This window comes from Pseudomonas asiatica (assembly GCF_040214835.1).
GTDB lineage: Bacteria > Pseudomonadota > Gammaproteobacteria > Pseudomonadales > Pseudomonadaceae > Aquipseudomonas > Aquipseudomonas putida_Z.
The window spans coordinates 3,332,175-3,354,474 of record NZ_CP157874.1; the positions used below are offsets into that span (position 1 = coordinate 3,332,175).

At 65.5% G+C, this 22,300-nt stretch carries 19 protein-coding genes; 12 read left to right on the top strand and 7 right to left on the bottom strand.

Features of this window, described 5'->3' with window-relative positions; genetic code table 11:
* Positions 1–154 precede the first annotated feature (154 nt).
* The 4 genes from ABNP31_RS14885 (at position 155) to ABNP31_RS14900 (ending at position 3,891) form a co-directional block, all read left to right on the top strand.
* Positions 155–1,018 (top strand): LysR family transcriptional regulator, encoded by an 864-nt coding sequence (locus tag ABNP31_RS14885; RefSeq protein ID WP_025338865.1) that lies wholly within the window; start codon positions 155–157, stop codon positions 1,016–1,018.
* Between the two features lie 236 nt (positions 1,019–1,254).
* Positions 1,255–2,172: an AEC family transporter gene (locus ABNP31_RS14890; protein WP_085665628.1), complete on the top strand. Its 918-nt coding sequence runs from the start codon at positions 1,255–1,257 to the stop codon at positions 2,170–2,172.
* A 35-nt stretch (positions 2,173–2,207) separates the two neighbouring features.
* Positions 2,208–2,819 carry a cell wall hydrolase gene (locus ABNP31_RS14895; RefSeq protein ID WP_075045013.1) on the top strand — a complete coding sequence of 204 codons (612 nt, stop codon included), beginning with the start codon at positions 2,208–2,210 and terminating at the stop codon, positions 2,817–2,819.
* A 220-nt stretch (positions 2,820–3,039) separates the two neighbouring features.
* Complete coding sequence (locus tag ABNP31_RS14900) at positions 3,040–3,891, top strand: CAP domain-containing protein (RefSeq protein WP_025338862.1); 852 nt, start codon at positions 3,040–3,042, stop codon at positions 3,889–3,891.
* Positions 3,892–4,047: 156 nt separating this feature from the next.
* On the opposite strand, the gene ABNP31_RS14905 is transcribed toward ABNP31_RS14900, so the two are convergent.
* The gene (locus ABNP31_RS14905) at positions 4,048–5,019 is read right to left on the bottom strand and encodes a GlxA family transcriptional regulator (RefSeq protein WP_238066449.1); all 972 of its coding nucleotides are present in this window, start codon (positions 5,017–5,019) and stop codon (positions 4,048–4,050) included.
* 106 nt (positions 5,020–5,125) lie between these two features.
* On the opposite strand from ABNP31_RS14905, the gene ABNP31_RS14910 reads away from it, so the two are divergent.
* Positions 5,126–5,737 (top strand): LysE family translocator, encoded by a 612-nt coding sequence (locus ABNP31_RS14910; RefSeq protein WP_350012452.1) that lies wholly within the window; start codon positions 5,126–5,128, stop codon positions 5,735–5,737.
* Positions 5,738–5,899: 162 nt separating this feature from the next.
* Here ABNP31_RS14910 and ABNP31_RS14915 read toward each other — a convergent pair whose 3' ends face one another.
* Together ABNP31_RS14915 and ABNP31_RS14920 are read right to left on the bottom strand one after the other, a co-directional pair.
* Positions 5,900–7,099, bottom strand: a complete 1,200-nt coding sequence (locus ABNP31_RS14915; RefSeq protein WP_085693184.1) for an MFS transporter — start codon at positions 7,097–7,099, stop codon at positions 5,900–5,902.
* A gap of 105 nt (positions 7,100–7,204) precedes the next feature.
* On the bottom strand, positions 7,205–8,110 hold the full coding sequence (locus tag ABNP31_RS14920) for a LysR family transcriptional regulator (RefSeq protein ID WP_085665632.1): 906 nt from the start codon (positions 8,108–8,110) through the stop codon (positions 7,205–7,207).
* Between the two features lie 117 nt (positions 8,111–8,227).
* Between ABNP31_RS14920 and ABNP31_RS14925 the strand changes: the two genes are divergently transcribed.
* The 3 genes from ABNP31_RS14925 to ABNP31_RS14935 all read left to right on the top strand — a co-directional run bounded on the left by ABNP31_RS14925 (position 8,228) and on the right by ABNP31_RS14935 (position 12,598).
* Entirely contained in the window at positions 8,228–8,578 is a 351-nt protein-coding gene (locus ABNP31_RS14925; protein WP_046615410.1) for a cupin, read from the top strand.
* A gap of 205 nt (positions 8,579–8,783) precedes the next feature.
* On the top strand, positions 8,784–11,201 hold the full coding sequence (locus ABNP31_RS14930; protein WP_350012453.1) for a glucose/quinate/shikimate family membrane-bound PQQ-dependent dehydrogenase: 2,418 nt from the start codon (positions 8,784–8,786) through the stop codon (positions 11,199–11,201).
* A 128-nt stretch (positions 11,202–11,329) separates the two neighbouring features.
* Complete coding sequence (locus ABNP31_RS14935) at positions 11,330–12,598, top strand: carbohydrate porin (protein WP_085693187.1); 1,269 nt, start codon at positions 11,330–11,332, stop codon at positions 12,596–12,598.
* Between the two features lie 122 nt (positions 12,599–12,720).
* On the opposite strand, the gene argE is transcribed toward ABNP31_RS14935, so the two are convergent.
* Both argE and ABNP31_RS14945 read right to left on the bottom strand, forming a co-directional pair.
* On the bottom strand, positions 12,721–13,881 hold the full coding sequence (gene argE, locus ABNP31_RS14940) for an acetylornithine deacetylase (RefSeq protein WP_350012454.1): 1,161 nt from the start codon (positions 13,879–13,881) through the stop codon (positions 12,721–12,723).
* Positions 13,874–14,551 carry a DUF1028 domain-containing protein gene (locus tag ABNP31_RS14945; RefSeq protein WP_013972966.1) on the bottom strand — a complete coding sequence of 226 codons (678 nt, stop codon included), beginning with the start codon at positions 14,549–14,551 and terminating at the stop codon, positions 13,874–13,876. Before ABNP31_RS14945 ends, argE begins: the two co-directional genes overlap by 8 nt.
* A gap of 304 nt (positions 14,552–14,855) precedes the next feature.
* Between ABNP31_RS14945 and ABNP31_RS14950 the strand changes: the two genes are divergently transcribed.
* Both ABNP31_RS14950 and ABNP31_RS14955 read left to right on the top strand, forming a co-directional pair.
* Complete coding sequence (locus ABNP31_RS14950) at positions 14,856–16,175, top strand: flavin-containing monooxygenase (RefSeq protein ID WP_350012455.1); 1,320 nt, start codon at positions 14,856–14,858, stop codon at positions 16,173–16,175.
* Positions 16,175–16,591, top strand: a complete 417-nt coding sequence (locus ABNP31_RS14955; RefSeq protein ID WP_025338851.1) for a RidA family protein — start codon at positions 16,175–16,177, stop codon at positions 16,589–16,591. The genes ABNP31_RS14950 and ABNP31_RS14955 overlap by 1 nt, the downstream gene beginning before the upstream one ends.
* A 228-nt stretch (positions 16,592–16,819) precedes the next feature.
* Here ABNP31_RS14955 and pgm read toward each other — a convergent pair whose 3' ends face one another.
* Positions 16,820–18,457, bottom strand: coding sequence for a phosphoglucomutase (alpha-D-glucose-1,6-bisphosphate-dependent) (gene pgm, locus ABNP31_RS14960; RefSeq protein WP_350012456.1), 1,638 nt, complete (start codon positions 18,455–18,457; stop codon positions 16,820–16,822).
* A 301-nt stretch (positions 18,458–18,758) separates the two neighbouring features.
* Between pgm and ABNP31_RS14965 the strand changes: the two genes are divergently transcribed.
* Entirely contained in the window at positions 18,759–19,406 is a 648-nt protein-coding gene (locus ABNP31_RS14965; RefSeq protein ID WP_085665637.1) for a DUF1345 domain-containing protein, read from the top strand.
* A 274-nt stretch (positions 19,407–19,680) separates the two neighbouring features.
* On the top strand, positions 19,681–19,941 hold the full coding sequence (locus ABNP31_RS14970) for a DUF1652 domain-containing protein (RefSeq protein ID WP_013972974.1): 261 nt from the start codon (positions 19,681–19,683) through the stop codon (positions 19,939–19,941).
* On the opposite strand, the gene ABNP31_RS14975 is transcribed toward ABNP31_RS14970, so the two are convergent.
* A complete protein-coding gene (locus ABNP31_RS14975) occupies positions 19,938–22,028 on the bottom strand; it encodes a putative bifunctional diguanylate cyclase/phosphodiesterase (protein WP_085665639.1) in 2,091 nt (696 codons plus the stop codon). The genes ABNP31_RS14970 and ABNP31_RS14975 overlap by 4 nt on opposite strands.
* Positions 22,029–22,300: the final 272 nt, after the last annotated feature.

A 22,300-nucleotide genomic window follows, 5' to 3' on the forward strand; every position in this document is an offset into this window, starting at 1 on the left:
GTGCTGCCTGCCCCGGCCCTGTCGCCGGCAAGCCAGCTCCCACAGGGTGCCGCAATGGCCACCGCCGGTGGAGTACCTGTGGGAGCTGGCTTGCCGGCGATAGGGCCGGGCCTGACAATGCAGCTCTGTCAGCTTGAAACCGGACCTCACCCGCATGTCCCTCAAAGCCTTGCGCACCCTGGTGACCATCGCCCGCCACGGCACCTTCGCGCGTGCCGCCGACCTGCTCAGCCTCACCCCTTCGGCGGTGAGCCTGCACATCAAGACCCTCGAAGACGAACTGCAGGTGACCTTGTTCGACCGCAGCCGCAGGCAGGTGTCGCTGACCGAAGCCGGCCAGTTGGCGGTGGCCCGCGCCGAGACCATCCTGGCTAGCTATGACGAACTGGCCGACGCCCTGGCCAGCGGCCCGAGCCTGCGCGGCCGCCTGCGCCTGGGGGCGATCCACACGGTGCTGGCGCGGCGCCTGCCCAAGGCGCTGGTGTGGATCAAGGCGCACCATCCGCAGCTGCATGTCAGCGTGGCCTCCGGCATGTCGGCGGAACTGGCACGGCGGGTGGAAGACGGCGAACTCGATGCGGCGATCACCACCGAGCCGGTCAGCCCCTACCCGCAAAACCTGGACTTCACGCCGTTGTTCGAAGACCGCTTCTGGGCCATCGCCAGCCCCGACCTGGCCGGGCTAAGCGTGCCGCAGTTGCTGGCCAGCCAGCCGTTCCTGCGCTTCGACAAGCGTGCCTGGGCCGGGCGGCAGATCGAGCAGGAGCTGCGCCGACAGCATCTGCAGGTGAGCGAGCAGATGGAGCTGGACAGCCAGGAAGCGCTGGCGCGCATGGCGGTGATGGGCCTGGGCGTGGCAATCATCCCCATGGCCGATGACGACCTGCAACGCTTGCCACCGGCCACCTGCCTGCCGTTTGGCGACCCCCAGCTGACCCGGCGGGTGGTGTTGCTGGAGCATGAGAAGAGCCAGCGGCGGCATTTGAGTGCGGTGCTGAAGACTGCGCTGGAGGCTTGAGATTGCCGGGGCCGCTGCGCGGCCCTTTCGCGACACAAGGCCGCTCCCACAGCGAACGCGTTGCATTTGGAGGCAGTGGCAAACCTGTGGGAGCGGCCTTGCGTCGCGAAAGGGGCGCACAGCGCCCCCAGAGCAAACATGCATTTTTCCTCAATGGTCAGTGCAGAAAACAACGTTTTTACAGATCGATCCGCACCAGTAGTCTGTGCCCCGTACCCGACCACGGAACGTCGATCATGCTCCACCTGCTGCTGACTACCCTGCTGCCGATCATCCTGCTGATTGCCCTGGGCACTTTCCTGCGCCTGCGCGGCTTCCTCGCCGATAACTTCTGGCCCGGCGCCGAGCGCCTGAGCTATTACGTACTGTTGCCGTCGCTGTTTCTCCATGGCCTTGCCACCGCCAACCTCGATGGCGTGCCGGTGCTGGGCATGGTCGGCGTGCTGATGCTCTCGACCCTGGCCGGGGCCGTGCTGCTGGTGCTGTACCAGGGCGCAATGAACCACGACGGTGCCGACTTCACCTCGGTGTTCCAAGGCGGCATCCGCTTCAACAACTACATCGGCGCCACCCTTGCAGCGGGTATCTACGGCAGCGCCGGCATCGCCCTGGCGGCGGTGGCCAACGCCGCCATCGTGCCACTGGTCAACCTGCTTTGCGTGCTGGTGTTCGCCCGCTTCAGCGCCCGCCATAGCTCACCGGCCACAGTGCTGCGGGCCATCTTCGCCAACCCCTTGATCGTCGGTTGCGCCGGCGGGTTGCTGCTGCGCGCCAGCGGGCTGGGCCTGCCAGCGGGTATCGAACCCACGGTCAAGGCCCTGGGCCAGGCCGCCCTGCCGCTGGGCCTGCTGTGCGTCGGCGCAGCCCTGGGTGGTGCCCGCCTGGGCCAGCAGGTGCGCCCGCTGATGGCGGCGTCGGCATTCAAGTTCCTGGTCATGCCGCTGACCACCTGGGGCTTGTGCCGCCTGCTTGGCCTGGGTGGCCAGGCAGCGGTGGTGGCGGTGCTGTTCCAGGCACTGCCGACTGCGTCATCTTCCTATGTAATGGCCCGGCAAATGGGCGGTAACGCACCGTTGATGGCCACCATCATCGCCCTGCAGACCGTGTTGGCCGCCGGCACCCTGCCTTTGGTGCTGATGCTCGCGCTTGGCTAGACTGTGAACCAGCCTACAGTTCGGGAGCTTGCATCATGCGCCTTTCGTGGATGGTGATCGGCCTGGTTTCGGCCCTGCTCGCAGGCCCCTTGCACGCGGCCGACCCGGCCAAGGCTGCCGTCGCAGAGGACAAGGCCGAGGTGCTCGAGGAAAAAGTGGTGAATGACACACCACCCCCGAAAAAGGCCGAAACCCTCACGCCGGGCGAAGCACAGGCAGTGGACCCGGCCGGCCAGGCGCCACTGGATGACAGCATCACCTGCCTGGCCCGCACCATCTACTGGGAGGCCAAGGGTGCGGACGCCGAAGACATGGCCGCCGTGGCCAACGTCGTGCTCAACCGCCTGGGCCACGATGGCTTCCCGGATACCATCTGCGGCGTGGTCAAGCAGGGTGTGGAAAGCAAGGCCTGCCAGTTCTCCTGGTGGTGCGACGGGCGCCCGGACCAGGTCGAAGAAGCGCAACGCTACGGCATTGCCAAGGAAATCGCGCGCAAGGCGCTCAACCAGCAGTTGAAAGACCGCACCGGGGGTGCCTTGTACTTCCATGACCGCAATGTGCGCCCGGACTGGGCCAAAGCCTACCGCCGGACGGCGCAGACCCGGCATTTTCTGTTCTACAAACCGAACCAGGCGGTGGCGCGCTGATACCCGCCGGGTGCCGGCAAACGGGCTGACCGCTGCGCTTCGATAAGAATGATTACCAACTGTTCGCACTTTTCCGATGATCAGTGGTCTACTCCCTCTTTTGCCGCCAGCAACGAATGCCGGCGTTTTCATTGCTTTGCACGATCCCGGGCCAAAAGCCCCGGGCTTGTGTAGGATGAGCAGCGCAAACCACGACGCTGCCAGTCATAGGGAGATCCACATGCGCGTCCTGTCATCCGTTGCCGCCTTGTCGCTGGGCCTGGTCGTTTCGGCCGGGGCACTGGCTGCCACCGGCGAAGAGGCGCAACTGATCGATTCGATCAATGTCTACCGCAGCAAGGCCCAGCCCTGCGGTGGCGAAGCGTCGTTGGAGCTGCCGCCGCTCAACAGCGATACCCGCCTGGCGCTGTCGCCAGAGGGTACTCGCGACCTGCAGCAGGCCATGACCCGCGCCGCCTACCCGATGGTCAATGTGCAGGCCATCAGCCTGTCGGGGCCGCGTGATGCGCGCGCTGCCATGCACGCCATCGAAGAGAGCTTCTGCCAGGTGGTGCTCGACCCGCAGTTCGTCGATATCGGCGTCAGCCAGGAAGGCCGCGACTGGCGCATCGTGCTGGCCCGGCCGCTGCTCAGTGGCCGCCTGGGCGACTGGCAGGCCGAGGGGCAGAAGGTGCTGCAGGAGATCAATGCCGCGCGCAAGGTGCCGCGCCAATGCGGTGGCCAGCCCTTCGCCGCCGCCCCCGCGCTGAGCTGGAGCACGGTGCTGGCCGGGGTTGCCGCCAACCACACCCGGGCCATGGCCAACCAGAACTTCTTCGACCACATCGACAAGGATGGCCGCACCCCCGGTGACCGGGCAGAGCTGGCCGGCTACCTGTACCAGCAGATCGGCGAAAACATCGCCGCCGGGCGTGACACCGCGCGCAAGGTGGTCGATGGCTGGCTGGATAGCCCGGGGCATTGCGCGACGCTGATGAACCCGGACTTCCGCGAGCTGGGCGCTGCGTATGCAGTGGACCCGAAGAGTGACGCGGGGATTTACTGGACGGGGTTGTTCGGGACGCCGCAGTAAGCCCGCTCTCACAGGACTGCACATGACTGATTGAATCAGCAGGGACCCTGTGGGAGCGGCTTTAGCCGCGAACACCGGCGGAGCCGGTGCCATGCACCGCGGTGGCTTCTTCGCGGGTAAACCCGCTCCCACAGGGTACGTGGACCGCTTGTGAATTCAGTTCTCTACGTGACAGCGCAGTTCAAGGGCCGTGCAACCAAACCGTCGCCGCACGCACTTGCCCAGGTGACTGGCATCGCCCAGGCCCACTTCATCGGCAATCTGCGCCAGGCTGTGGCTGGAATTGAGCAAGCGCCAGCGCGCCTGTTGCAGGCGCATCTCCAGCCACCAGGCCTTGGCGCTCATGCCGTGGCTGGCGTGAAACTGCCGGTCCAGCTGGCGCCGGCTGATGCCCAGCTCCGCCGCCAGCTGCTCCACCGTCAACGGCGTCCCCAGGTGATGACGCATCAACGCCTGCGCACGCTGCACCTGCCGCCCCTGCCCCGCCCCCAGCTCCAGCGAGCGCAAGGCATGGCGGCTATCGCGGGTTTCATCCACCAACATGTCGGCCAGGCCCTTGAGCGCCCGGGCCCGCCCGCAGGCGCGTGACAACAGCGCGACGGCCAGGTCGATGGCCGCGGTACCGCCGGCGCAGGTGATGCGGCTACCGTCGATGCAATACAGCTGCTCACTCAGCACCTGCAAATGCGGGAAGGCCGCACGAAATTCGGCTTCGTGGCGCCAGTGCACCACTACCTTGTGCCCCTGCAGCAACCCGCAGGCGGCCAACAGGAAAGCACCGTTGTCGACCCCCACCAGCTTGACGCCAGCCTTGCCGGCCTGCCTGAGCAAGGTCCGGTAGCGAGGCGCCAGCGCGGCAGTGGCCATGGCGTTGCGCCCGCCGAACACCACCAGGTAGTCGAAACTGGCCAGCTCGAGCTGGCCAGCGACGGCCTCGACCTGCACCACCGCGCCGCTGCTCGACGGCACCGGGTCGAGGGTCAGCCCTGCCACGGTCCAGCTGCAGTAGCGCTGCTGGCTGTAGTCCTCGTCGTCGGCGCTGAACCGCAACTTGTCGAGAAAGGCGCCGAACGGCAGCAGGGCAAAATCCGGTAACGGCAAGATCAGCAAGCGGATATCGGGCAGCATTGGCATCGCGTCCAGAAACGACCATTCAATGTCCGGATCATACCCTTGCCGGCCAAGGTCGGCGCCATAGACTGACGCCCTCCCCATCAACAAGGCATTCCCCACCATGGCACTCGACACCTGGCTCATCTACCTGCTGGCCAGCATCGGCCTGTCGCTGACCCCAGGCCCCAACAGCCTGCTGGCCCTGACCCACGGCGCCCTGTATGGCGCACGCCGGACGTTGTTCACCATCGTCGGCGGGGTGTTTGGCTTCAGCGCCCTGATCGCCCTGGCCATGTTTGGCCTCAGCGCATTGCTGCAGGCCTCGGCCTCGGTGCTGAGCGTGCTCAAGTGGGTGGGTGGCGCCTATCTGATCTGGCTGGGTATCCAGCTGTGGCGCAGCCCGGGTCTGCACCTGGAACTGACCGCGCAAAGCGCGCGGCTGGGCAATGCCGACCTGTTCCGACAGGGCCTGCTGTCGGCCATGGCCAACCCCAAGGTGCTGCTGTTCTACGGCGCTTTCCTGCCGCAGTTCATCGACCCGCAGCGCGGGTTGCTGCTGCAGTTCGTGGTGATGGCGGCAACCTTTGCCAGCGTCGAGTTCCTGGTCGAATACCTGTTGGCACGCCTGGCGTTTCGCATCCGGCCATGGCTGGCCAAGGGTGGCAAGGGCTTCAACCGCTGCTGCGGCAGCCTGTTTGCCTTGATTGGTGTGGCGTTGCCGCTTGGGCGGTAACGTCTGATACAGGCGTGTGCAGGTCTTTTTGTGGGAGCGGCCTTGCGTCGCGAAAGGGGTGCGAAGCGCCCCCACGATCTACGCATCACTTCAGAATTGCCGGGGCCGCTTTGCGGCCCTTTCGCGACACAAGGCCGCTCCCACAGGTGACCGCGCTAGCATTCAACCCCGGCGCGCTTTGGCCAGGAAGATGAGCAAGGCCACACCCGGCAACCCCGCCCCCACCAGCGCCACACCCTGCCAGCCAAACTGGCTGAACACCGCACTGGCCACCGCCGAACCCAGCGCCCCACCCAGGAAGATGCTGGTCATGTACACCGCGTTCAGCCGCCCGCGGCTGGCCGGGTCCAGCGCGTACACTTCACGCTGGCCGATGACCATGTTCATCTGCACCGCAAAATCCAGCAGCACGCCGGTCAGGCCCAGGCCGATCACGCTGTAGCCCGGCACCGTCAGCCCCAGCAACAGTGCCGCCGGCGCCAGCAACAACGCCAACAGTGAACCGGCCCGGGCATGCCCGGCATCGGCCAGGCGGCCGGCCATGGGTGCGGCAACGGCGCCCACCGCGCCCACCAGGGCGAATACCGCGATCTGGCTCTGCGACAGACCATGCTCGGTTGCCAGGGCCATCGGCACCGCCGTCCAGTAAAGGCTGAACGCCGCGAACATCAACGCCTGGTACAGCGAGCGCTGGCGCAGCAAGGGATAACGGCGCAGCAGCGTGAGCAGCGACAGCATCAGCCCGGCATAGCTGGCCTTGTGCTCGGGCACCCGCCGCGGCAAGGTCAGGGCCAGCAGCAGGATGATCGCCAGCATTACCCCGGCAGCGCCAATGAACACCGCACGCCAGCCGAAGTAGTCGGCCACCAGGCTGGACAACGGCCGCGCCAGCAGGATACCCAGCAGCAGGCCGCCCATGATGTTGCCGACCACCCGCCCGCGCTGCTGCTCCGGCGCGAGGTGCGCCGCCAGCGGGATGAGCATCTGCACCGCCACGGAACTGAAACCGATCAGCAGTGCATAGCCGAGGAACAGCTGGCCCTGGCCGCTGCTGCTGGTGCCCGCCAGCAGCAGGCTGACGCAGGCCAGCACGGCGGTGGCCACCATCAAGCGGCGGTTTTCCAACAGGTCGGCCAGCGGTACCAGCAACAGCAGGCCCAAGGCATAGCCCAATTGCGTGAGCGAAACGATCAGGCTGGCATGCTCGGTGGACAGCCCCAGGTCCGGGGCGATCAGGCCGACGATGGGTTGGGCATAGTAGATATTGGCGACGATCGCGCCGCAGCAGAACGCCAGCAGGGCGACCAGGGCCCGGCTGAGGCCGGTGACTGCAGGCTGCGCGGCGGCAAGGGAGGGATTCATGCGAGTGTCCTCGACAATGGCTGGAATATGCCGGCCACCTTACCCAGACGCACTCCTGGCGAGAATCCAGCGCTGGCGCAACAGGGCTTTGCGCACTGCGCAACACTAGGTGCTGCGCTGCAGCAAATTCTCGCAAAAGTCGATGAAGGCATTCACCCGCCGCGAACCACGATGGTTGGGCAGGTACAGGGCGTTGATGCTGTCATTGGCCGCGCCGGGGCTGGCCTGCCAATCGGGGAACAGGCGTTGCAGGCGCCCGGCCGCCACATCCTCGTGCACCAGCCAATCGGCCAACAGTGCGATACCGCTCCCCGCCAGTGCGGTTTCGCGCAGCATGTCGGCATTGGCACTGCGCAACGGCCCGCTCACATCCAGTTCCAGACTGTCCTGCCCACGGGCCAGGCGCCAGGGGCGGCCTTTCTGCCCGTAGCGAAAGCGCAGGCAGGCGTGCTCGAGCAGCTGCCGCGGATGCTCCAGCGCGTCATGCCCGGCCAGGTAGCCCGGGCTGGCCACCAGCCAACGCTGGAAGCGACCCAGCTGGCGGCATACCAGCTCGTCATTGGGCGAGGGGTCGCCCAGGCGGATCGACAGGTCGTAGCGCCCGTCAAGCAGGTCATCCAGGCGGTCGCTGAGGTCAATGTCCAGCTCCAGAGCCGGATGTTGCGCCAAAAACGGCCCCAGGTGCGGGGCGATGACCCGCCTGCCGAACTCCACAGGCAAGCACAGGCGCAGCACACCGACAGGCTCCTCGCCCCGATCGGCGACACTGGCATCGGCCTCGTCCAGGGCCTCGAAAATACCCCGCGCGCGCTCGTAATAACGGGCGCCGGCCTCGGTCAGGCTGACCTGGCGGGTGGAGCGATTGAGCAAGGTGGTGCCCAACGCCGCTTCCAGGGCATCGACCAGGCGCGTCACCGACGATGTCGCCAGCCCGAGCCGGCGTGCAGCGGCAGAAAAGCCCTGGGCATCGACGGTGGCCACGAACATCTTCATCGCCAGGAGTTTGTCCATTTGTTGCCCGTCTTCCAAATCCCGGAAAGTTCTTACAAACAGCCGGGCCGGTCAAGAAGCGCGGCGCACGGCAATTGCGTCCATAGTGGAACCACCCCCTTCCAAACGAGGTTTTCCATGATCCCGACCAACCTGCTGACCGCCCTGCCCCCTTGCGACCCAACCAGCGCCGAATGGGTCGACCAACTGCTCAGCCGCCCGGGCGTGCGCGTGGAACGTATCGTCTCCAGCGGCCAGGCCAGCCCGCCCGGTTTCTGGTACGACCAGGCCGAAGGCGAATGGATCGTGCTGCTCAGTGGCGCCGCCGGCCTGCGCTTCGAGCACGAGAGCCACACCCGCCTGCTGGCGCCGGGCGATTGCCTGGATATCCCGCCGCATTACCGCCACCGCGTGGAATGGACCGCCCCCGGCACCGCCACCATCTGGCTCGCGGTGTTCTACAGCAGCGGCACTCCGTGGCCGGCTTGAATCCGGTAATCGAAAATCGAACGGGGTTACCCAGCCGACATGAACACCCTGTTTACTGCAATTTTAAACGCATGATCTAGACTTTTATCCACTTCTTGCAGAGTTCAGCCCTGCGACAATCCGCCCCACAAAATTATGTACCAACTTGTTAATTAGCAAGCTAAGAGATTACACTGCGCGCATTCCACCTGCTGAGATCCCTGGCATGAAAGAAACACCGCGCGCCTCTGGCGCCACAAAACTCATCCTGATCGGCCTGGGCGTGATCATCGCCCTGCTCGGCCTCCTCCTGGCTGCGGGCGGCGTCAAGCTGGCCGGCCTGGGCGGTTCCTGGTACTTCCTGGTCGGCGGCCTGGCCATGGCCATCGCCGGCGTCCTCATCGCTCGCCGCAAACCGGCTGGCGCCTGGCTGTACGCAGCGTTCCTGGTCGGCACTGCCATCTGGGCGCTGATCGACGCTGGCCTGGTGTTCTGGCCGCTGTTCTCGCGCCTGTTCATGTTCGGCGCAATCGGCATGGTGGTGGCGCTGGTCTACCCACTGCTGGCCCGTGCCAATGGCACCAGCGCCGGCCGCGGTGCCTATGGCGTTGCCGGGGTGATGGCCGTGCTGCTGGTGATCGCCGCCGGCAACATGTTCGTCGCCCACCCAAGCGTCGCCCCCACCGGCAAAGGCCCGGGCATGACCCCGGTCGAGGCCGACAAGGCGCAGAAGGACTGGGCCCACTACGGCAACACCGAAGGTGGCAGCCGCTTCGCCGCGCTGGACCAGATCAACCGCGACAACGTCAACAAGCTGAAAGTGGCCTGGACCTACCACACCGGTGACGTGGCGCTCAGCGACGGCAACGGTGCCGAAGACCAGCTGACCCCGCTGCAGGTCGGCAACAAGGTGTTCATCTGCACCCCGCACAACAACCTGATCGCCCTCGATGCCGACACCGGCAAAGAGCTGTGGAAGAACGCGATCAACGCCCAGTCCAAGGTCTGGCAGCGTTGCCGTGGCATGGCCTACTTCGACGCCACTGCCGCCATCGCCCAGCCGACCCAGCCGAACAGCTCGCCAATCACTGCGGCCAGCGTACCGGCCGGTGCCAACTGCCAGCGTCGCCTGCTGACCAACACCATCGATGGCCGCCTGATTGCCGTCGACGCCGACACCGGCGAGTTCTGCCAGGGCTTCGGCAACAACGGCCAGGTCGACCTCAAGGCCGGCCTGGGCGATGTGCCGGACTCCTACTACCAGCTGTCCTCGGCCCCACTGATGGCCGGTACCACCGTGGTGGTCGGCGGCCGCGTCGCCGACAACGTCCAGACCGACATGCCAGGCGGCGTGATCCGTGGTTTCGACGTGATCACGGGTGAAATGCGCTGGGCCTTCGACCCCGGAAACCCGGAAGATCGCCAGGCGCCGCAGGGCGACAGCACCTATGTGCGCAGCACCCCCAACAGCTGGGCCCCGATGTCCTACGACCCGGCGATGAATACCGTGTTCCTGCCGATGGGCTCGTCGTCCACCGACATCTACGGTGTCGAACGCAGCAAGCTGGACCACACCTATGGCGCTTCGGTACTGGCCCTGGACGCCACCACCGGCAACCAGAAGTGGGTGTTCCAGACCGTGCACAACGACCTGTGGGACTTCGACCTGCCGATGCAGCCGAGCCTGATCGATTTCACCAAGGACGACGGCCAGTCGGTCCCTGCAGTGGTAATCGGCACCAAGGCCGGGCAGATCTACGTGCTCGACCGCGCCACCGGCAAGCCGCTGACCCAGGTCGACGAAGTACCGGTCAAGCCAAGCAACATCCCCAACGAGCCGTACTCGCCAACCCAGCCGAAGTCGGTGGGCATGCCACAGATCGGCGCGCAGACCCTGACCGAATCGGACATGTGGGGCGCAACCCCGTACGACCAGCTGCTGTGCCGCATCGACTTCAAGAAAATGCGCTACGACGGCCTGTACACCGCGCCGGGCACCGACCTGTCGCTGAGCTTCCCGGGTTCGCTGGGTGGCATGAACTGGGGCAGCATTTCCACCGACCCGGTACATGGTTTCATCTTCGTCAACGACATGCGCCTGGGCCTGTGGATCCAGATGATCCCGTCGCAGAACAAGGGCGGCGCCGCTTCCGGTGGCGAAGCGCTGAACACCGGCATGGGCGCAGTACCGCTCAAGGGCACCCCGTATGCGGTGAACAAGAACCGCTTCCTGTCGGTGGCCGGCATCCCGTGCCAGGCGCCGCCATTCGGCACCCTGACCGCCATCGACATGAAGACCCGCCAGGTGGCGTGGCAGGTACCGGTGGGTACCGTCGAGGACACCGGCCCGCTGGGCATCCGCATGCACCTGCCGATCAAGATCGGCCTGCCGACCCTGGGCGGCACCCTGTCGACCCAGGGTGGCCTGGTGTTCATCGCCGGCACCCAGGACTTCTACCTGCGCGCCTACGACAGCAGCAACGGCAACGAAATCTGGAAGGCTCGCCTGCCAGTGGGCAGCCAGGGCGGCCCGATGACCTACGTCTCGCCGAAGACCGGCAAGCAGTACGTGGTGATCACGGCTGGCGGGGCGCGCCAGTCGACTGACCGTGGCGACTACGTGATTTCTTACGCCTTGCCGTAACACCGCGTCGCCCCCTTCGCGGGTAAACCCGCTCCCACAGGAACTGCACAGTTTGCAAGGGCAGTGAAAATCCTGTGGGAGCGGGTTCACCCGCGAAGAGGCCTTAGAAGACAACCCGAGATTCAGCAATGCCATCCGCAATTCGCATCACCCCCACCCTGCTGCTGGCCCTGGCCAGCAGCACCGCCCTGGCCGACGGCGACCTGATGACCCGCAGCACCCTGACCGGTGACTGGGGCGGCCTGCGTCACCAGCTGGAAGAAGACGGCGTCAAGTTCACCGGCGACTACAGCGGCGAAACCGCCTACAACGCCCACGGTGGCCTGCACCGCTCGGCGCGCTACTCGCAAAACCTGAAACTGGGCGTGCAGTTCGACCTGTCGAAACTGTATGGCCTGGACAACGGCGGCAAGGTCCAGCTGACCATCAACGACCGCCGCGGCAACAGCGCCTCGGAAGACCTGGTGGGCAACCGCCTGCCGATCCAGGAAAACTTCGGCGGCCTGTACACCCGCCTGACCGAACTGAGCTACGAGCGTACCCTGTTCACCCCGGCACTCAACGTCAAGCTCGGCTACATGGCCATGGGCAACGACCTCGGCGGCCTGGACAGTGGCATCCTGTGCAACTTCATGAACGCCGGCTTCTGCGGCCACCCGCTGAACATGTCTGGCGGCAGTGGCTGGACCAATTACCCCAATGCCCACCTGGGCGTGCGGGTGAAGTACGACCTGTCGCCGTCCTGGCAGCTGCGTGTGGCGGCGTTCAACGTCGACCCGGAAAGCAACGGCAACTCCAGCCGCGCCTGGCACCTGGGCCCCAAGCACACCACCGGCACCGTGGTACCAGTAGAGCTGGTGTACAAGCTGCAGGGCGAGCTGCCTGGCGAGTACAAACTGGGCTACTACTACGACAGCTCCGATGTGAAGCGCATCGGCAGCGACGAGGAAGTGTCCGGCCGTGGCGGCCACTATCTGCTGGTCGACCAGGCCGTGTGGAACGACCAGGGCTTGCCGGGCCGCAGCCTGCATGCCTTCGGTCAGTACTCGGCGTCGAGCAAGGCCGCCTCGCCGTTCACCAAGTGGTATGGCGCCGGCGTGGTGCTGTACAAGCCGTTCGCAGGCCGCCCGAAGGATACCGTGGCGCTGGGCTATGGCCGTGCCGTGCCCAACCCGCGTAGCCGCGACGTGCTGGAAGATGCCGCGTTCAATGCCGGGCAGCAGTTCCCCGATATCGACAGCGCCGAGCAACTGGTCGAGCTGAGCTATGGCTACCAGGCCACGCCGTGGCTGAACCTGCGCCCGGATGTGCAGTACATCATCGAGCCGGGCGCGTTCTCCGGGAAGGACATCGACAACGCGCTGGTGGTTGGCCTGCAGGTCAAGGCTACCTTCTGAAACCTTGATTGGGGCTGCTTTGCAGCCCTTCGCGGGCACGCCCGCTCTCACAGGTACTGCACAGCCCTTGAGACTGACGAGATCCTGTGGGAGCGGGTTCACCCGCGAAGAAGCCAGCGCAATCAACCCTGCCTGAGGTAATCCACCAGCCTCAGCAACATGGCATCACACCCCCGCAACTGCTCGACACTGACGAACTCATCCGGCTTGTGCCCCTGGTCCATGCTCCCGGGCCCACACACCACAGTCGGGATGCCCGCCTGGTCGAACAGCCCTCCTTCGGTACCAAACGCCACCGTACCGAACTCATCCGAACCACTGAGCAACGCCACCAGGCCAGCCGCCTCGCTATCCGCTGACGTGGCCAGCCCCGGATACGCACTCAACGGCTGCAGGCGAATGGCGCTGGCGGCATTGACCTTGCGCATGCGCGGCAGCAATTCGGCCTCGGCATAGGTTTGCAACTGGTCGGCCACTGCCTGCGCCTCGAACCCCGGCAAGGCCCGCACTTCGAAATCGAATTCGCATTCCGCCGGCACGATGTTCAGCGCCCTGCCCCCTTTGATCACACCAGTCTGCACAGTGGAGAACGGTGGGTCGAAGCGCTCGTCGTGATGCTCCGGCAACGCCAGGGCATCACCGATATCACCCAGCTTGCCGATCAGCTTCGCCGCATACTCGATGGCATTCACCCCATACGGCGCGTACGCCGAGTGGCAGGCCGCGCCATGCACCTGGCAACGCATCGCCAGCTTGCCCTTGTGCCCCAGCACCGGCTTGAGTTCGGTGGGTTCGCCAATCAGGCAAAGCCGTGGCTTGTGCGGGCGCTGCTCCAGCGCGGCCAGCATCGAGCGCACCCCCAGGCAGCCGACTTCCTCGTCGTAGGAGAACGCCAGGTGCACCGGCATGCGCAACGGCTGGGCGAGAAACGCCGGTACAGCCGCCAGCACCGAAGCGATGAAACCCTTCATGTCGGCCGTGCCACGGCCATACAGCCGCCCGTCGCGCTCACTCAGGGCAAACGGCTCGACTGTCCAGGCCTGGCCGTCCACCGGTACCACATCGGTATGCCCGGACAGCACCACGCCGCCACCGTCCCGGGGGCCGATGGTGGCGAACAGGTTGGCCTTGGTGCCTTCCGGGTTATGGAACAGTTCGCTTTCCACCCCCAGCTCGGCCAGGTAGTCGCGGATGAAGCTGATCAGTTCGAGGTTGGAATCCCGGCTGACCGTGGCAAAGCCGATCAGCCTGGCCAGCAGCGCGCGGCTGGCAAATTCACTCATCGCCCGGCACCCCGTAGCTTGGCGCGGCAGTCGGGTTGAGGGCGCGGGTGACGTAGTCCTGCATCTGCGGCCGATACGCCTGCCACAGGCCATCGAGCACGCCGATCGGGTCGGCCTCGGCCCAGTCCACGCGCAGGTCCACCAGCGGCCAGGTCAGCTCGCCGGCAATCTTCAACGCCGCCGAGTGCACAGGCCCCGCCTCGCCGCCTGCGGCCATCGCCGCGTGCATGGCCGCCAGCAGGCGGTCGGCCAGATGCCCGCCGGCTTGTTCAAAGGCCTGCACCATCGCCTCGATCACCTGGGTCGAGGCCAACAGGTTGCCTGCCGCCGCACATTGCTCACCGGCCACGGCGTGGTGTGTGCCCAGGGCTTCCTTGCCAGTGAACAGCGCCACCTGGCCATGGCTGTCGATCACCGTGAGCTGGCGGTACTCGCTCCAGCCATTGGCGCTCAGCACCCGGTCCAGCGCAGCGGCGGGCGGCAACTGGCCCTGTTCCAGGGCATCGAGAATCTGCGGGCCCAGTGCCGGCAAGGTGATGTTCTGGGTGGCGACCGCACCCACACCGGCACGTACCCACGGGCAGCGGGCGCCCACGGCGATGCTCGAAGAGCTGATGGCGATACCGACCTGGCCGGTTTCCTGGCAACGACCGATGATGGAAAAAGTCATGTCATGGTTCCTGTTGTGCTGTGCGATACACGGCATTCTGGGTTGAACCTTTCGGCCGGCGAAACGACCTTTTTCCGAGGGTTTGCAGAGGAAAAAACTATGACCACGAAACGTTCCGGAAAAACCCCGGCAAAGCTGCTGCGGGAACCGCTGCAGGCGGCAGCAATCAAGGCCTTCGCCGTTTTATCGGCAAGCCCCAGCTAAATACTATTTTCGCCATTTCCACGGCATCCCTAGTCTGGCCCCAGGCAACGGCGGTCCTCCAAACCGACCTGACAAAAACCGCCTGAACAAGGGCTCGGACATGACACTGAACAACCTCGAAATCGACACCCTCGTCGTCGGCGCCGGCCAGGCCGGCGTGGCCATGAGCGAACACCTGAGCAAGCTTGGCGTGCCGCACCTGGTGCTGGAGCGCAAGCGTATCGCCGAGGCCTGGCGCACCGGCCGCTGGGACTCGCTGGTGGCCAACGGCCCGGTCTGGCACGACCGCTTCCCGGGGCTGGAATTCAACCTCGACGCCGACGCCTTCGCCGGCAAGGACCAGGTGGCCGACTACTTCGAGCAGTACGTACGCAAGTACAACCTGCCCGTACGCACCGGCATCGAAGTGAAGAAAGTGCTGCGCAACAGCGACCGCCCCGGTTTTACCATCGAAACCAATGAAGGCGTGATTCGCGCCAACCGCGTGGTCGCCGCCACCGGCCCGTTCCAGAAACCGGTGATCCCGGCCATCGCGCCGAAAGACAGCAACCTGCACCAGATCCACTCCGCTGCCTATTACAACCCCGAGCAGTTGCCAGAAGGCGCTGTGCTGGTGGTCGGCGCCGGTTCCTCGGGCGTGCAGATCGCCGAAGAACTGATGCGTGCCGGGCGCCAGGTGTACCTCTCGGTCGGTGCCCACGATCGCCCGCCACGCGCTTACCGCAACCGCGACTTCTGCTGGTGGCTGGGCGTGCTGGGTGAGTGGGATGCGGAAATCGCCAAGCCTGGCCGCGAGCACGTGACCATTGCCGTCAGTGGCGCCCGTGGCGGCCACACCGTGGACTTCCGCGCCCTCGCCCACCAGGGCATGACCCTGGTCGGCCTGACCCAGTCGTTCGAGAACGGCGTGGCGCGCTTCCAGGACAACCTGGTCGAGAACATCAACCGCGGCGACGAAAACTACCTGGCCCTGCTGGATGCCGCCGATGCCTACATCGAACGCAACGGCCTGGACCTGCCGGAAGAGCCCGAAGCCCGCAAACGCCTGGCCGACCCGGAGTGCATGCGCAACCCGCTGCAGCAACTGGAGCTGGCCAAGGCCGGCGTTACCAGCATCATCTGGGCCACCGGTTACGGTGTCGACTTCAGCTGGCTGCAGGTAGACACCTTCGACGCCAACGGCAAGCCCCAGCACCAACGCGGCGTGGCCCGCGAGCCGGGTGTGTACTTCCTTGGCCTGCCCTGGCTGTCGCGCCGTGGCTCGTCGTTCATCTGGGGCGTGTGGCACGACGCCAAGCACGTCGCCGGCCACATCGCCACGCAACGCACCTATACCGCCTACCGCGACCGCGAACAACGCGCAGCGGACGAGCAGCAACAACCCAAGATCAGCAACGTCAGCACCCTCGGAGCCCACTGATGCCTACCCATACTCGCATCCGCATGTTCAACACCAAGGTCACCTACCCCAACCAGACCTTGGACAACGACCTGTGCCAGGCGGTACGCGCCGGCAACACCATCTACGTGCGCGGCCAGGTCGGCACCGACTTCGAAGGCAACCTGGTGGGCCTGGGTGACCCACGGGCGCAGGCCGAGCAGGCGATGAAGAACGTCAAGCAACTGCTCGAAGAAGCCGGCTCGGACCTGTCGCACATCGTCAAGACCACCACCTACATCACCGACCCGCGCTTCCGCGAGCCGGTGTACAAGGAGGTAGGCAAGTGGCTCAAGGGCGTGTTCCCGATTTCTACCGGGCTGGTGGTGGCTGGGTTGGCCCAGGCCGAGTGGCTGATGGAGATCGATGTGATCGCCGTGGTGCCTGATTCGGTCTGACCGATCGGTTCAACCTGTAGGAGCGGCCTTGTGTCGCGAAAGGGCTGCAAAGCAGCCCCGGCAATTTCAACTGTTGCGCATCAATCCTGGGGCCGCGTTGCGGCCCTTTCGCGACACAAGGCCGCTCCTACAGGGAGCGCGCCAGCTTTTGAAATGGGCTAGAAACCCACTGTCGCCGACAGCAGGAAGGCCCTGCGGTGGCCGCAGAACCAAGCGGTTTGTTACCTGTCAGGCAATCGCCGCATCCACCAGCACCTGCGCTTCCTGCACCAGGCGCTGCAGGTGCGCCTCGTCGATGAAGCTTTCGGCGTAGATCTTGTAGATGTCCTCGGTGCCCGAAGGGCGTGCGGCGAACCAGCCATTGGCGGTCATCACCTTCAGCCCACCGATCGCCTGGCCGTTGCCCGGTGCATGGCTGAGGATCTGCACGATCGGCTCACCCGCCAGCTCGGTCGACTTCACCTGCTCCGGCGCCAGCTTGCTCAGCAAAGCCTTTTGCCGGGCATCGGCCTTGGCTTCGACACGGGTGGCAAACGGCTTGCCCAGCGCCTCGGTCAGGTCGGCGTAGGCCTGGCTCGGGTTGCGCCCGGTGCGGGCAGTCATCTCGGCAGCCAGCAAGGCCGGGATCAGCCCGTCCTTGTCGGTGGCCCAGACCGAGCCATCGCGGCGCAGGAACGAAGCCCCCGCGCTTTCCTCGCCACCAAAGCCCAACGTGCCGTCGAACAGGCCCTGGGCGAAGAACTTGAAGCCCACCGGCACTTCGTACAGCTCACGGCCCAGGCGCTGGGTGACGCGGTCGATCAGGCCGCTGGAGACCACGGTCTTGCCGACGGAGGCATCGCTGCGCCATTGCGGGCGGTGGCGGTACAGGTAGTCGATGGCCACGGCCAGGTAGTTGTTCGGCTGCAGCAGGCCATCGGGGGTGACGATGCCATGGCGGTCGTGGTCCGGGTCGCAGGCGAAGGCCACGTCGAAACGTTCGCGCAGGCCGATCAGGCCCTGCATGGCATAGGGCGAGGACGGGTCCATGCGGATCTGGCCGTCCCAGTCGACGGTCATGAAGCGGAAGGTCGGGTCGACCTCGGTGTTCACCACTTCCAGGTCCAACTGGTAATGCTCGGCAATCGCCGACCAGTAGCGCACCCCTGCCCCGCCCAGCGGGTCGACGCCCAGGCGCAGCTTGGCGCCGCGGATGACGTCGAAGTCGATGACGTTTTCCAGGTCGGCCACGTAGTTGCTCACGTAGTCGTGGCGCTGGGTGGTGGAGGCCTGCAGCGCCTGGGCATGGTCCATGCGCTTGACGCCCGCCAGGTCAGCGGCCAGCAGTTCGTTGGCCTTGGCCTCGATCCACTTGGTCACGTCGCTGTCGGCCGGGCCGCCATTGGGCGGGTTGTATTTGAAGCCACCACTCTGCGGCGGGTTGTGCGACGGGGTGATGACGATGCCGTCGGCCAGGCCCTGCTGGCGGCCACGGTTATGGCAGAGGATGGCATGGGAAACAGCCGGCGTCGGCGTGTATTCGTCGTCCTTGGACAGCATTACCTGCACGCCATTGGCCGCCAGCACTTCCAGGGCGCTGGCGGTAGCCGGTGCCGACAGTGCGTGGGTGTCGGCGCCGATGAACAGCGGGCCATCGATGCCCTTCTCCTGGCGATACAGGCAGATGGCCTGGGTAATGGCCAGGACGTGGTACTCGTTGAAACTCAATTCAAGCGAAGTGCCCCGGTGCCCCGAGGTGCCGAAGGCCACCCGCTGGGCCGCCACGGCAGCGTCGGGGCGGCCGGTGTAGTAGGCGGTGAGCAGTCGGGGAATATCGACCAGCACGCTGGCCGGAGCCGGCTTGCCTGCCAAAGGACTGAGCGTCATGCAGAAACCTCGAGTTCAACGGATGTAGGTGTTGGAGCGTGCAGTTTACTGAGAGTTGCAATGCCGCGCGATGGGCGGCAGCAAAGAAACATCAGGCCACGCAGCCCGCTTTTTGTAGGAGCGGCCTTGTGTCGCGATAGGGGTGCGAAGCGCCCCCAGGATCTTCGCGCCTCCAGGAATTGTCGGGGCCGCTTTGCGGCCCTTTCGCGACACAAGGCCGCTCCTACATGGACCGCGCATGCCGCTCATCTGCCTCATGACGGTCTAGAGTAGAAGCCATGCACCCTGCAAAAGAGGCCCCATGGCTTTCCACCGCCTGACCCACACCCACCCGCGCCTGAGCATCGCCACTGTGGTCGGCCTGCTCGGCGCCTGGCTGATCCCTGCCGGCGACAGCGTTCAGCACATCCTCGCCGGCTGGAACCTTGGCGTGTGGCTATACCTGCTGCTGGTGCTCTACCTGAGCTGGAGCGCCAATGCGGAAAAGGTACGCAAGATCGCCCGCGTCGAAGACGAAAACGCCGGCCTGGTCCTGCTTACCGTGTGCATCGCCGCCATCGCCAGCCTCGCCGCCGTCACCTTGCAACTGGTATCCAGCCGTGGCCTGCAAGGCACGGCGCTGGCCCTGCACTACCTCTATACCGGCCTGACCGTGGCCGGCTCCTGGCTGCTGATCGGCTGCATTTTCAGCCTGCACTACGCGCGGCTGTTCTATACCGGACAAAACCACGAACCGCCGCTGCGCTTCACCGATGGCGAACGCAACCCCGATTACTGGGACTTTCACTACTTCTCGTTCACCATCAGCATGGCCGTGCAAACCTCCGATGTGGGCGTTGCCGGGCGGGACCTGCGGCGGGTGGTGCTGGCGCATTCACTGGTGGGGTTCGTTTTCAATACGGCGATCCTGGGGTTCACCATCAACATCGCTGCCGGGTTGCTCGGCTGATCGCACCGCTCGTCCGAAAACATCGTGCGGGGATGTCGATCAAAGTGGCAGAACCTGGCGGGTTATCTGCCGTCAACGTGCCGGGAAAACGTTTGCCTTGCGGCCCTGCGCCAAATGCCCTGCATGACAAGGATGTGACCGCTGTCATGCATTAGCACATTTGTCGTATTTGCAGCCGAGAATACTCCGTGACAGGTGCTATGGTTACTTTCCCGGCGGCCGCATCGATGTGGCCACCCGCTCACCACGTCCAGGTACGGACAAGGAGGCTGGCATGAACAAGATGACGTTCCCCAACGCCTGCCAGGTGATGCGCTGGCATTTCCACCCGCTGGGCTTCGAAGCCAGCATGGATGCGCCGCGCAGCATGGTCGCGCGGCTGTTCGACCGCGCCACCGGCGAAACCCTGCTGGCGATTGCCGGCATCCCCTGCTCGGCGATCATGGCCGCCGCCGATGTAGAGCGCATCATCGAGGCCGTCGAGGCGGAGATGGATACCTTCATGCCCGCCTTCACCCTGCGCGACGCGGTCTAGCCCGCTGCGGTACTTTCCTGGCGCATGGCCTGCAACTTGCCCATGAACTGCTCGGCCGGCACCGGCTGGCCCAGCAGGTAGCCTTGCAGCGAATCGCAGCCCAGGCGGGTCAGGAAGTCCTGCTGCCTGTCAGTCTCCACCCCTTCGGCGACAATGCGCAGGCCCAGCGCCTGGCCCAGCGCCACAATTGCCGAAACGATCGCCGCATCGTCGCTGTCCTGCTCCAGGTCGCGCACGAAACCGCGGTCGATCTTCAGCTCGTTGGCCGGCAGGCGCTTGAGGTACATCAGGCTGGAATAGCCGGTGCCAAAGTCATCGATGGACAGGTCCACGCCCATGTCGGACAGCCGCTGCAGCACCGTCAGGCTGGCATCGGCGTCGTGCATGGCGGTGGTTTCGGTAATTTCCAGGGTCAGGCAGTTGGCCGGCAGGCTGTTCTGCTGCAGGGCCCGGGCCACGCTCTCGACCAGCCCGGCATGGCAGAACTGTATGGCAGACAGGTTCACCGCCATGCGCCAGCCGTGGTGCCCCTGGTCCAGCCACTGGCGCATCTGCCGGCAGGCCTCGATGAGCACCCACTCGCCAATGGGAATGATCAGGCCGGTCTTTTCCGCCAGGCCGATGAAACGGTCGGGCAGCAACAGGCCCTGCTGCGGGTGCTCCCAGCGCAGCAAGGCCTCGGCACCGATCGGCTGGCAATTCTGAGCGTCGAACTTGGGCTGGTAGTGCAGGCGGAACTGACGCTGCTCCAGGGCCTGGCGCAGGTCCTGCAGTAGCTGCAATTGCTGGCGGGCGTTGCTGTTCATCGACACGTCGAAGAAGCTGTAGCCATTCTTGCCGGCGCTCTTGGCGTGGTACATGGCGGCGTCGGCATTGCGCAACAGCTCGTGCTGGTCCTGGCCATTGCCCGGGTACAGGACGATGCCCAGGCTCGCCGTCAGCTGCAGGTCATGCTCGGCCACGCGGAACGGCCGTGATACCAGGTTGACCTGCTTGACCGCCACATCCATGGCATCGTTCGGCTCGCGCAGCTGCACCAGCAGCACGAATTCGTCGCCGCCGATGCGCGCCAACGTGTCCTGGCTGTGCAGGTGCCCGCGCAGGCGTGTCGCCACCGCCTTGAGCAGCAAGTCGCCGACGTGGTGGCCGAAGGCATCGTTGACGGGCTTGAAACCGTCCAGGTCGATGAACATCAGGGCAAAGCAGCCGCCCTGCTCCGCTACCTTGGCGATGGCCTGCTCGATGCGGTCGGCCAGCAAAGTACGGTTGGGCAGGTCGGTGAGGGTGTCGTGCAGGGCCAGCTGGGTCAGTTCCTGGTTGGCCAGGGTCAGCGAACGGGCCAGCTCGGCGGTGCGTGCCTCCAGGCGGGCGTCCAGCACCGAGGTGAGCAAGGCCACCGCCAGTACCGCCAGGGTGGTGATCAGCACCAGGTAGACCAGGCCGTCGCCTTGCAGGCCTCCCCCGGCCAGCGCACCGCAGAAGCTGCCTTCAGGGAAATTCGCCGCGGCCATGCCGGTGTAGTGCATGCCGACGATGGCAAAGCCCATCACCACCGCCGCCAGGCCGCGAATCTGCCGCACATAAGGGGTGTGCGCGCGCAGACGGAAGGCGATCCACAACGCCGCTGCCGAGGCGCCCACGGCAATCAGCAGCGAGGCCCCGAACAGCGTCGGGTCATAGTCGATGCCCGGCAGCATGCGCAGCGCGGCCATGCCGGTGTAGTGCATGCAGGCGATGCCGGCGCCCATGATCAGCGCGCCAAGCGCCAGCTGCTGCCACGGCAGGCTCGGCTGGCTGACCAGCCACAAGGCAAAGCCCGAGGACAACACGGCAATCAGCAGCGAGAACGCGGTCAGGGCAAGGTCGTAGCCCAGATCGATGGGCAGGCTGAAGGCGAGCATGCCGATGAAGTGCATCGACCACACGCCGATGCCCATGGCCAGCGCGCCACCCCCCATCCACAGGCAGGCAGCCCGGCCTTTGGCCGTGGCGATGCGGCCGGTCAGGTCAAGGGCGGTATAGGACGCCAGGATTGCCACGCACAGCGAAATCAACACCAGCGAAGAGGAGTAGCTACCGGTCAGCATTGGGAGTTCCAGCGACGGGACGGGAGGCCCGGAAAAAGCTGACGATTGTACTCAAGCTTAGGCGAAACGCACGGGGTTTTTGCGAATGGGAATGGATCCAAATGGAAGACGCTATACGGCCTCGCAGGAATGCACTCTCTTTTGTGGGAGCGGCCTTGTGTCGCGAAAGGGCTGCGAAGCAGCCCCAGCAATATCAGCCATTGTGCCGAGAACCTGGGGCCGCTTTGCGGCCCTTTCGCGACACAAGGCCGCTCCCACAAAGCACTGCCAAT